Origin of the sequence: Nocardia panacis, assembly GCF_003598715.1 — a bacterium.
In the GTDB taxonomy this organism is placed as follows: Bacteria; Actinomycetota; Actinomycetes; order Mycobacteriales; family Mycobacteriaceae; genus Nocardia; species Nocardia panacis.
The window spans coordinates 723,886-735,073 of sequence record NZ_QZFU01000019.1; the positions used below are offsets into that span (position 1 = coordinate 723,886).

Consider the following 11,188-nt stretch of genomic DNA (forward strand, 5'->3'; position numbering starts at 1 on the left):
TTGTGGTACCTCATCGGCTACGTGGCGGGGGCGTAGAGGAGATAGACGGTCAGGACGGCGAGGAAGCAGGCCAGTAGAAGCAGGGTGGACAGGCGGGGTGGTGACGGGGCGGGGTCGTGGTGGTGGACCAGCCAGGTCTGATCCACGGCGGGGTCGGTGCGGCGGGGGCGGCGCGCCGGGATGGGGTCCGGTGGGTCGGGGGCGTCCGGGGCCGACGCGCCGGGGTCGGCCCCGGCGGGGCCGTCGTTCTGCATGCCGCCACGGTAGTCGGGCGAACCCTGGGTGTTGCGTAATTATGCGGCACCGCAACGGTATTGGAACTCAGGCGAGACGGCGGGCGAAGGCTTCGACGGCGGGGCCGCCCGTCGGGTCGACGGTGTGGACGGCGAGGTCGATGCGGTCCGGGGTGAGATCCATGACCATGAAGCCGAGCTGGTGGTAGTTCTCGAACAGGGCCGGATTGGTGCCGGTGGGGTTGATCTTCGGTTCGGCGGCAACGGTTTTGGCGGCGGCGCCGGAAACGATCTGGCGGGTGCCCCTAGTCGCCGGGGTGGGCTCGAGCACCTGCAGGGAGTGGTCGTGACCGGAGAGCAGCAGGTGGGTCCGCCCGAGCACGTGGTCCTCGAAGAAGCGTTGCGCGTGCACACCATTGAGCGGGGCGATATCGATACCCTCGTAGCGTCCGGCATTGCCGTGCGGACCGTTGTTCAGGTACGGGTGGTGGGTGCAGGCGATTTTCCAGGTGGCCGCGGAGGCGTCCAGTGCGGCGTCGAGCCAGGCGCGCTGCTCGTTCATGAACTGCCCGTCCGGCGACCAGTAGGGCGAGAATATCGGCGGGAGATAGGCGGCCAGCGGGTTCACGTCCAGGACGAAGAATTCGACGACGGGCTGCCGGGCCGGAATCGCCACCGAGTAGTAGCGGCTCGGCATCCACCAGCGCGCCGAGCGGGCGTGATATTCGACCTCGTCATTGCCGCGCAGCAGCCAGCCGCCGTCACCGGGGACAACCGAACTGTTGTCGTGATTGCCGAGCGCCATGAGCCACGGGAAATCCAGTCCGGCATTGGGGTTTTCGAACTTCTCGCGGAATTGGGGATCGTCCGCGCCGTTCGGGCCGCGCTCGTAGATATTGTCGCCGAGTCCGAGTGCGAGCGCGAAGGGTGCGCGGCGGTGCTGTTCGCGCATGGCCTCGGCGACGGCCCACTGGTTGCGATTGCCGGTGCCCGCATCGCCGGTGATCAGGATGCGCAGCGAGCGCTCGGTAGGAAAGGGAAGTTTGGCGATATCCGCCGCGACCGGGACCGCGTTCGCGGGAGTGCGTCCCACGAACGGCAGCCCGGCCGCGACGGCGCCCGCCCCGGCGAGGAAGCCGCGGCGACCGAATCCGTGCTCAGCGTTCACATCCCGTGACACTACTGAGCGCGCCCCGCACGGGGACCGGGGGCCGCGCTCACTTGCCCGGAGCGGCCTTCTTGGCGCGATCGAGTCCGAGCGCGTCACTGATGGTGAAGAACATATCGGTCTGGTCGGTGAGTCCGACGACATTGGCCGCGCGCGGACCGTAGGCGGCCACCCGCAACTGGGTGCCGGTGTGCTCCTGCGAACCGCCCTCCTCGGCATTGCCGTAGGAGATGCCGATCTCGGCGCCGTCCTTGGTGACGACCTTGCTGGTCAGCGCGGGCGACTTGGTTTCGAGCGGCACAATCTGGCTGGAGTGCGCGTGGTCGGCGGTGACGACGACCAGGGTGTTGCCGTCCTGCTTGGCGAATTCCAGGGCGGCCTGCACGGCGGCGTCCAGGTCGACGGTCTCGCCGACCTGACCGCACGGGTTGGCCTCGTGATCCTGCTTATCGATCGACGCGCCCTCGACCTGGAGGAAGAAGCCGTCCTTGCGATCCTTGAGCAGGTCGATCGCCTTGCGGGTCATGGCGGCGAGTTCGGGCTGGCCCGCCTTGCGCTCCGGATTGTCCTTGCAGGTCTGGGCCGGGTTGTTCAGGCCGTTGTGCACGGCCTTCTCCCCCGTCCAGCGGACCGGCATATTGCCGGAGGCGAACAGCCCGAGCACGGGCTTGTCCTGGTCGGCCTTGGTGACGGCCTCGAGGCCCGCCTTGTCGTTGACGATCGTGTAGCCGCGGGCCTGGGCCTGCTCCTTGAGCGTCTTGTCCTTGTATTGCCCCGCGGTGGCCTTCTGGTCGAAGGATTTCGCGCCGCCGCCGAGGGTGACATCGGCGCGGGTGTCGAGCAACTGCTCGGAGATGGAACCGAGGCCGCCCTGCTCCTTGGCGTTGGTCGGGCACTTGGCGGCGGTCTCCTCCGGCCCGTAGCACTTGCGGTCGGTGACGTGGGCGGCGAGAACCGCCGGGGTGGCGTCCTGGATCTCGGCGGTGGTGATATTGCCGGTGGCTTTGCCATTGGCCTTGGCGATCTCGATCAGGTTCGCCTGCGGCTTGCCTGCGATGTCGACGCCGATCGCGCCGTTGTAGGTCTTGGTGCCGGTGGCCCAGGCGCTGCCGCTGGCCGCGGAATCGGTGACGTAGTTCGGCTTACCGGACTTGTCGAGCGCGTAGTGGGTGTAGGAACCGGTGAGCGGCAGCGCGTCGATGCCCTTGAAGAAGCCGCCCGCGCCCTCGGCGACATTGCGGGCCACCGTGATCTCCGAATCGCCCATGCCATCGCCGATGAGCAGGATGACATTCTTGGCCTGCGCGGAGTTGATGGAGGCGCGCAGCGCCTCGCTGCGGTCGCCGGTGAGCCTGCGGGCGCCACCGTTCTCGCTGACCTTGCCCGGTGCGGCCTGGCTGAACAGCTCGCCGTTGGACTGTTTGGGCGTATCGGAGCCGCAGCCCGCGACCACGCCGGTCAGCAGCGCGGCGGCTCCAACCATGGCGCAGGCCCGGAAGATCCGGGACCCGGTGACATCGAACATCGCTATAACCTCATCTGTTCCAGATAGAAATACGGACAGAGCGTGCCCGGATTGTCTTAATCAACAGCAAAGGCGCGGTGGCCGTTGGATGAAGTGCCAGCGCTGGATGAAGGACCGGGACGCACTATTCCTCGGCCAGCACCTCCAAGACGCCCGCGCCGTATTTGGCCAGCTTGTTCTCACCGATTCCGCTGATGGCGCCCAGTTCGGCCAGGCTCGCGGGTTTGCGGGCCGCGATCTCGCGCAGCGTCGCGTCGTGGAAGACGACGTAGGCGGGGACGCCCTGCTCCTTGGCCGTGGCGGCACGCCACTTGCGCAGCCGATCGAACAGGGAGGCGTCGGCCGGGGCGAGTTCGACCGCGACCTTGGGGGATTTGGCCGCGCGGGCCGGTTTGGCGGCGCGTTCGGGCTCGCGGCGCAGCGGCACCTTGCGCCCGTCGAAGAGGACCTCATTGCTGGCTTCGGTGAGGGTGAGCACGCCGTAGTCGCCGTGGACCGCGAGCAGACCCGCCGCCAGCAATTGCCGCACCACCCCGCGCCATTCGGTATCGCGCAGATCGGTGCCGATACCGAAGACCTTGAGCTCGTGATGGTCGTATTGCAGCACCTTCGGGTTCTGCTTGCCGAGCAGGATCTCGATAATGTGGCCCGCGCCGAAGCTCTGGCCCCGCTCGCGCTTGAGGCGCAGCACCGTGGACAGCAACTTCTGCGCGGCGACGGTGCCGTCCCACGATTCGGGTGGGGTGAGGCAGGTATCGCAGTTGCCGCAGGGGGTTTGGTCCGGCTGGCCGAAGTAGGCCAGCAGGCGGGTGCGGCGACAGCCGACCGTCTCGCACAGGGCGAGCATGGCGTCCAGATGCAACTGAAGTTGGCGGCGGTGCGCCGCGTCGCCCTCGGAGTTGTCGATGAGCTTGCGCTGCTGCACCACATCGGCCAGCCCGTAGACCATCCACGCGGTGGACGGTTGACCGTCGCGGCCCGCGCGGCCCGTCTCCTGGTAGTAGCCCTCGACGGATTTCGGCAGATCCAAATGGGCGACGAAGCGCACATCGGGTTTATCGATACCCATGCCGAAGGCGATGGTGGCCACCACCACCAACCCCTCCTCGCGCAGGAAGCGCGACTGATTCGCGGCGCGGACCCGATTGTCGAGACCGGCGTGATAGGGGACGGCGCTGATGCCGTTCTCGTTCAGGAAGGCGGCGGTTTTCTCCACCGAATTGCGGGACAGGCAGTAGACGATGCCCGCATCGCCCGCGTGCTCGGTGCGGATGAAATCCAGCAGTTGCCGCTCGGGACGATTCTTGGGCTCGATGCGGTACTGGATATTGGGGCGGTCGAAGCTGGCCACGAACTGCCGGGAGGAACCGAGGTCGAGCCGGTGCACGATCTCGTCGCGGGTGCGTTCGGTGGCGGTGGCGGTGAGGGCGACCCGTGGCACCTTGGGCCAGCGTTGATGCAGGACCGACAGTTCCAGATAGTCGGGCCGGAAGTCGTGGCCCCACTGGGAGACGCAGTGTGCCTCATCGATGGCGAACAGCGCGATCTCGCCCCGCGCCAGCAGTTGGGTGGTGGATTCCAGGCGCAGCCGCTCGGGGGCGAGGTAGAGCAGGTCGAGTTCGCCCGCCACGAATTGCGCCTCGACAGTGCGGCGCTCGTCCGGGTATTGGGTGGAGTTGAGGAAGCCTGCGCGGACGCCCAGGGCACTGAGCGCGTCGACCTGGTCCTGCATCAGGGCGATGAGCGGGGAGACGACCACCCCGACGCCTGGACGCACCAGGGCGGGCACCTGGTAGCACAGCGATTTGCCGCCGCCGGTGGGCATGAGCACCAGCGCATCCCCGCCGTCGATCACATGGGCCACGATCTCGGCCTGATCGCCGCGGAAGCGGTCGTAGCCGAAGACGCGGCGCAGAACCTCCTGCGCCGCACCGGATTCCGCGGCGGCGGTGGATGCGGTGGTGGGGGTGCCAACCTGGTCGGGGAGAGTCACGCGGCCCATCCTACGAGCGTCCACCGACCGCCCCCGCGTCCCGGACCGCAGATCCCAGGTCGCACGAAAGGTTGTGCACAGGTGGATAACTCACGGTGCACCGGCGACTTCCGACCTCATTCCCGCACGTAGAACCGCAGCGTCGCATACGCCGTGAGCGCCGCGAACACGATCCCGATCGGCGCGATGGTCAGCGCGACATTGGCGATATCGGACCCGGTGATGCGCGGAAAGACATTCTCGTCGAACAACTGCCCCAGCACCTTGTCGATCACCATGGGTCGAGCCAACAGCAGCGCCCCCACCGCGAGAATCGACCCGAAGATCGCCGCGACCACGGCCTCCAACAGGAATGGCAACTGCGTGTACCAGCGCGTCGCGCCGACCAGCCGCATGATCCCCACCTCGGTCCGCCGGGTGAAGGCCGCGATCTGCACCATATTCGCGATCAGCAGCAGCGCCGCCAACGCCATCACGATGGCCAGGCCGAACGCGGCATTGCGCAGACCGTCGAACACGCTGATCATGCGGTCGACGATCTCCTTGTCATTGGTGCCGAACTTGATGCCCTTGCGCTTGCCGAATTCGTCCAGCACCCGCGGATAGTCGCGCGCGTCGGTCATCTTGACGCGCAGCGAGGCGGGCAGCGGAGTCTGGGTGACGTACTCGGCCATCGTCGGTTGCCCCTTGAACAGGTCCTGTGCCTCCTTCAGCGCCGCGTCGCGATTGAGGAACTGGACGCTGACCACGCCATTGGACTTCTTCAGGTCCGACACCAGCGATTTACAGGGCTCCTGGGAGCAGTCCTGATCGTTCTTGGAGACATCGTCGTCGAGGTAGAACCGCAATTCGATACGGCTGGCGAAGAATTCGCCGGTCTTGTCGGCCATCCGCACCGAGAGCAGTCCGCCGCCGAGCATGGTCAGCGAGACCATGGTGGTGAGGATCATCGCGACGGTGATGGTGACATTGCGGCGCAGCCCGCGCAGGACCTCGCCGACTAGGAAGCTGACGCGCATTATCGATCCACCCCGTACACACCCGTCGCCTCGTCGCGCACCAGTTTGCCCCGGTCCAGTTCGACCACCCGCCTGCGCATGGCGTCCACGATGTGGTTGTCGTGGGTGGCCATGAGCACCGTCGTCCCGGTGCGGTTGATCCGCTCGAGCAGCATCATGATGTCGCCGCTGGTATCGGGATCGAGATTGCCGGTGGGTTCGTCGGCGAGCAGGACCAGCGGCCGATTGACGAAGGCGCGGGCGATGGCGACCCGCTGCTGTTCGCCGCCGGACAATTCGCTGGGCAACCGGTCGGCCTTGCCGCCGAGACCGACCATATCCAATACCTCCGGCACCGTGCGCTCGATGAACTGGCGGCGTTTGCCGATGACCTCGAGCGCGAAGGCCACATTCTGCTGCACCGTCTTCTGTTGCAGCAGCCGGAAGTCCTGGAACACCACTCCCATGCGCTGCCGCAGTCCCGGCACCCGGCGGCCGGGCATCCGGTCCACCCGGAAGTCGGCGACCCGGATCTCCCCGGCGCTCGGGGCCTCCTCGCGCAGCAGCAGGCGCATGAACGTCGACTTGCCCGAACCGGACGGTCCGATGATGAAGACGAATTCGCCCTTGTCCACCTCGACCGAGACATTGTCCAGCGCGGGTCGCGTCGACGTCTTGTACGACTTGGTGACGTTCCGCATGGTGATCACGGGGAGCCAGTGTAGCCAGCAACCGCGCGACAACCATGCGGTGGAAGGCGGCGTCGGGGCGGCCCACGCGGTTACGGAGCCGTATTGCCTGCCGTGGGCACGGTATTCACCACCAGTTCCGGCCCGGAGAACATGGTGTGATCCGGCTTGACGAACAGGTAAAGCACGAATGTGGCGACCCAGGTGGCCATCAGGATCGCTGTCGATCTACGTGTTCTCACTCAAACCCTCCCGGCGCAACGCCGCGGCGACCCGCACCCGCAGCTCGCGTCCGACCTCGAACTGCTTGCCCGGCAATGTTCGGGCAACCATTCGGATATTCATTTGATCCATCGCCAGGTCCTCCACGCCCATCACGCTCGGCTCGTCGAGGAGCAGCGGTTGCAGCTTCGTATCCGCGTACGCCTCGGTGCCGACCCGATGCAGGATCTCGTTGACCCTGGTGATGTCCGCGCTGGCGGGCACCGGGACGTCGATGGCGGCGCGGGCCCAGTCCTTGGACAGGTTCGTGACTTTCACGATCTGGCCGTTGGGGACGGTGATGACCTCGCCATCGGAATTGCGCACGGTGGTGATGCGCAGCGTGACGTCCTCCACCGTACCTTCGGCCGGTTCGGGCTGGCCGGTGACCGCGATGCGCACCACATCGCCGAATCCGTATTGCCGCTCGGTGATCAGGAAGAAGCCCGCCAGGATGTCCTGGACTATGCGCTGCGCGCCGAAACCCAGCGCGGCGCCGAGCACCGCCGCGGGCGCGACGAGCCCGCTGACCTGGAAGCCGAGTCGGCGCAGCACCTCCATGCCGACCAGCACGTACACGATGGTCAGCACCACCCAGGTGACGACCTGGGCCAGCGCGTGCCGATGTTTGGCGGCCTCCGAGCGCACCAGCGCGTCGCTGCTGCGGAAGCCCGCGTCGATCCGACGGGTGACGCGGTCGCGCACGAAGGTGGCGAAGCGGCTGAACAGCATCGCGCCCAGGATGAGCAGCACGATTTCCAGGCCGCTGGAGCGCAGCCAGTTCACGGTGTCGGAGGAGGAGGCGAGGGTGATGTTCATCCCGCCCGTCCAGGGGACCCGAGCCGACAGGCTCCCCGATGTGGCCGCCGACAGGCTTCCTGTAGCCGCCGACCGGCTTCTCGAACACGCACGGGCAAAAGGTTACCCCGCCGCGCGAGTGGCCGAATCATGCCCGCAGCGCCCCGATGATCATCTCGACCAGTCGGTCCAGATAGCCGGGCTCGGTGATGTCGCCGCCGGTGAGTGAGCGCCAAAAGGTCGGTGCGGCAAGGAAATCCAATGCCAGTTCGATATCCAGGTCGGCGGGCAGTTCACCCCGATCGATGGCGCGGCGCAGCAGTTCGACGACCTTGGCGCGGCGGGTGCGGCCGATATCGGTCTGCAGGGCCTCGCGCAGTACGGGGTTGCGGCCCGCCTCGGCCAGCAGGTCGGGGATGATGCGCGCGGCCTGCGGGTGCGACAGGCCGCGAATGTTGGTGTCCAGGAAGGCGATGAGGTCGCCGCGCAGGTCGCCGGTGTCGGGCACCTCGGCGGCCGCGACCGCGACCTGCGTGATCAGGGCCATGACCAGTCGCTCCTTGGTGGGCCAGCGTCGATACAGCGTCGGCTTGCTCACCGCGGCCCGACGCGCGATGGCCTCCATCGACAGTTTTCCGTAGCCGACCTCCGCCAACTCGGCCAGTGCCGCCTCGGTGATGGCGGCGGTGACCTGCGGCTGCATGACGGCGGCCCCGGCCGGGGCGCGGCGACGGGTGACTGATTCGGGCATGCGAACAGCCTAAACGACGAAACGCTTGCGTTTACACGTAAATGTCCGCTACCGTCTTCCCATACGACGAAACGCAGTCGTATCGACGCAAACAGCGAGGTAGAACCGTGAAATTCCTCTTCGACGACGAATCATTCTCCTTCGAGACACTGCGCGCGGCCGGCTTCGCCTGCTACGGCGGCGCCGAGCTCGGCGAGGTGCTGGCAACCGCCGCGCGCATCCCCAACGGCGATACCGAGGCATGGTTGCGCGAATGGCGAGCCACCGCCGAGCACGTGCACCAGATCGGCCTCGACAGCCTCGCCAAAGGACACCGGGTCAGCGCCCGCGAAGCGCTGCTGCGCGCCTCGAACTACTACCGGACCGCCGAGTTCTACCGGCGCGAGGACCCGGCCAACGACGCGGAGGCCAAAGAACTCTCCGGCCGCTACCGCGAAACCTTCGCCGCCGCCGCCCAACTCATGGACACCCCCGTGCGACCGGTGTCGATCCCCTACGAGGGCACCACCCTTCCGGGATACCTGTTCCTGGTGGACGATTCGGGCGAACCCCGGCCGACGATCATCCTCAACAACGGCTACGACTCCCCCGCCGAGGAGGCCTACTTCGCCTTGGCCGCAGGCGCTTTGGCGCGCGGCTACCAGGTGCTGGCCTTCGACGGACCCGGACAGGGCGCGGTCATCCGGGAGCAGGGGCTACCGTTCCGGCACGACTGGGAGGCCGTCATCACCCCGGTCGTCGACTACGCGCTCACCATCGCGGCGATCGATCCGCGCCGCATCGCCCTGTTCGGCTACAGCCTCGGCGGCCACCTGGTGGCCAGGGCGGCGGCCTTCGAGCACCGCATCGCCGCGCTCATCCTCAACGACGGCCTCTACGACTATCACGCCGCCAATGTCCGCCAAATGCCCCCGTTCCTGCAGCAGTGGGTGATGACGGGTCGCGACGCCGAGGCGGTGCCCGTCGCGGGCATGATGATGCATTTCGACACCACGGTGCGATGGGCGCTGCAGAACGGGGTGTGGACCTTCGGCGCGAGCAACCCGGCCGACTACATCCGCAAGACCGCGCCCTACACCCTGGCCGGGCTGACGGATCTGATCTCCTGCCCCACACTGGTTTTCGATGCCGAGAACGATCTGTTCTTCAAGGGTGAGGCGCGCCGGGTCTACGATGCGCTGACCTGTGAGAAGCACTACATCCTCGGCACCGAGGACGAGGGTTCGGGCGAGCACTGCCACATGGGCGCGATGCTGCGCACCCATCAGCACCTGTTCGACTGGCTGAGCACCGTCCTCGCCTGACGGGCGCTGCCTGCCATAGACCTGCGTATGGCCGCAGCGAAGGCGGAGGCCCTAGCCCGCGACTTCCTCGCGCATCCGCCAGCGGATACCCGATTCGATGAAACCGTCCAGATCGCCCTTGAGCACGGCGTCGGGATTGTTGACCTCGAAGTTGGTGCGCAGATCCTTGACCATCTGGTACGGATGCAGCACGTACGACCGCATCTGATTGCCCCAGGAGGCGCCCTCGTTGGTCTTGAGGGCGTCCATCTGGGCGCGCTCCTCCTGGCGCTTGCGCTCGAGCAGTTTGGCCTGCAACACCCGCATGGCCGAGATCTTGTTCTGCAGCTGGGACTTCTCGTTCTGACAGGTCACCACGATGCCGGTGGGCAGGTGGGTGATGCGCACGGCGGAGTCGGTGGTGTTGACGCTCTGACCGCCCGGACCCGACGAGCGATACACATCGACGCGGATCTCCGTCTCCGGCACCTCGATATGGTCGGTGGTCTCCACCACGGGCAGCACCTCGACCTCGGCGAAGGAGGTTTGGCGGCGGCCCTGGTTGTCGAATGGGCTGATGCGCACCAGGCGGTGGGTGCCCATCTCGACCGAGAGGGTGCCGTAGGCGTAGGGGGCCTTCACCGCGAAGGTGGCGCTCTTGATGCCCGCGCCTTCGGCATAGGAGGTGTCGTAGACCTCCACCGAGTACTTGTGCCGTTCCGCCCAGCGGATGTACATATCCATCAGCATCAGTGCCCAGTCGGCGGCGTCGACACCGCCCGCGCCGGAACGAATATTGACCAGCGCCTCGCGCTTGTCGTATTCACCGGACAGCAGGGTGCGCACCTCCAAGGCCTCCACATCGCCGTGCAGCGCGGCGCGCTCGGCATCGGCGTCGGCCATGGCGGCGGTACGCGACTCGCCCTCCTCCGCCTCGGCCAATTCGTAGAGGACCGGCATATCTTCCAGGCGCTGCCGCAGATCGACGACGCGGCGCAACTCGCTCTGGGCGTGCGAGAGTTCGCTGGTGACCTGCTGGGCGTGCTCCTGATCGTTCCACAGGTCCGGATCGGCGGCCTGGTGCTCGAGTTCATCGATGCGGCGGCGCAACTCCTCGATATCGAGGACGGACTCGACCGTCTTCAGGGTGGTGTCGAGTTCGGCGAGATCGGCGGAGACATCGGGGTGCACAGTAATCCAGGCTACCGGCCCGGCCCGACAGCGGCGAAACCCCACGCCCACACTATGGTCTAGACCCAATGCCGCGCAGTTAAGTCTTGGCCGGTGTCGTCAAGCCTTGGTTGAGGACTTCGATGTGGATCGTGATGCGGTAGCTGTTGCGGTCGATGCCGACTTTGGCGCGGTGCTTGGAGATGGCGCGTTTGACGACGCGGGGGCAGGCGCGGACCCGGCGGGCAGGTAGGGGCACGGCCAGGACAGCCCGGCCGATCTGTCCGGCGAGGTCGACGACGGTCCCGGCGATGATGCC

General features: G+C 66.9%; 12 protein-coding genes. 1 reads left to right on the forward strand and 11 read right to left on the reverse strand.

Going from position 1 to position 11,188, the window contains the following annotated elements:
- Positions 1-17 precede the first annotated feature (17 nt).
- The 9 genes from D5S18_RS18050 to D5S18_RS18085 form a co-directional block, all read right to left on the reverse strand.
- Entirely contained in the window at positions 18-254 is a 237-nt protein-coding gene (locus D5S18_RS18050; protein ID WP_120042126.1) for a WLR motif membrane protein, read from the reverse strand.
- Positions 255-321: 67 nt separating this feature from the next.
- Positions 322-1,401, reverse strand: coding sequence for a metallophosphoesterase (locus tag D5S18_RS18055; protein WP_239003836.1), 1,080 nt, complete (start codon positions 1,399-1,401; stop codon positions 322-324).
- 49 nt (positions 1,402-1,450) lie between these two features.
- Positions 1,451-2,926 (reverse strand): alkaline phosphatase, encoded by a 1,476-nt coding sequence (gene phoA, locus D5S18_RS18060; RefSeq protein ID WP_239003837.1) that lies wholly within the window; start codon positions 2,924-2,926, stop codon positions 1,451-1,453.
- Between the two features lie 124 nt (positions 2,927-3,050).
- A complete protein-coding gene (gene recQ, locus D5S18_RS18065; protein WP_239003838.1) occupies positions 3,051-4,919 on the reverse strand; it encodes a DNA helicase RecQ in 1,869 nt (622 codons plus the stop codon).
- Between the two features lie 116 nt (positions 4,920-5,035).
- Positions 5,036-5,938 (reverse strand): permease-like cell division protein FtsX, encoded by a 903-nt coding sequence (gene ftsX, locus D5S18_RS18070; RefSeq protein ID WP_120042129.1) that lies wholly within the window; start codon positions 5,936-5,938, stop codon positions 5,036-5,038.
- The gene (gene ftsE, locus D5S18_RS18075) at positions 5,938-6,618 is read right to left on the reverse strand and encodes a cell division ATP-binding protein FtsE (protein ID WP_439651149.1); all 681 of its coding nucleotides are present in this window, start codon (positions 6,616-6,618) and stop codon (positions 5,938-5,940) included. The genes ftsX and ftsE overlap by 1 nt, the downstream gene beginning before the upstream one ends.
- 80 nt (positions 6,619-6,698) lie before the next feature.
- Positions 6,699-6,848: an Rv3103c transmembrane domain-containing protein gene (locus tag D5S18_RS34910; protein ID WP_158607899.1), complete on the reverse strand. Its 150-nt coding sequence runs from the start codon at positions 6,846-6,848 to the stop codon at positions 6,699-6,701.
- Positions 6,835-7,686, reverse strand: a complete 852-nt coding sequence (locus D5S18_RS18080) for a mechanosensitive ion channel family protein (protein WP_120042131.1) — start codon at positions 7,684-7,686, stop codon at positions 6,835-6,837. The genes D5S18_RS34910 and D5S18_RS18080 overlap by 14 nt, the downstream gene beginning before the upstream one ends.
- Positions 7,687-7,813: 127 nt before the next feature.
- Positions 7,814-8,416 carry a TetR/AcrR family transcriptional regulator gene (locus tag D5S18_RS18085; RefSeq protein WP_120042132.1) on the reverse strand — a complete coding sequence of 201 codons (603 nt, stop codon included), beginning with the start codon at positions 8,414-8,416 and terminating at the stop codon, positions 7,814-7,816.
- 107 nt (positions 8,417-8,523) lie between these two features.
- Between D5S18_RS18085 and D5S18_RS18090 the strand changes: the two genes are divergently transcribed.
- A complete protein-coding gene (locus tag D5S18_RS18090) occupies positions 8,524-9,720 on the forward strand; it encodes an alpha/beta hydrolase family protein (protein WP_120042133.1) in 1,197 nt (398 codons plus the stop codon).
- A 51-nt stretch (positions 9,721-9,771) separates the two neighbouring features.
- On the opposite strand, the gene prfB is transcribed toward D5S18_RS18090, so the two are convergent.
- Complete coding sequence (gene prfB, locus D5S18_RS18095) at positions 9,772-10,890, reverse strand: peptide chain release factor 2 (protein WP_120042134.1); 1,119 nt, start codon at positions 10,888-10,890, stop codon at positions 9,772-9,774.
- 79 nt (positions 10,891-10,969) lie between these two features.
- On the reverse strand, positions 10,970-11,188 hold a 219-nt coding region (locus D5S18_RS34915), incomplete at its 5' end, for a hypothetical protein (protein WP_203236785.1).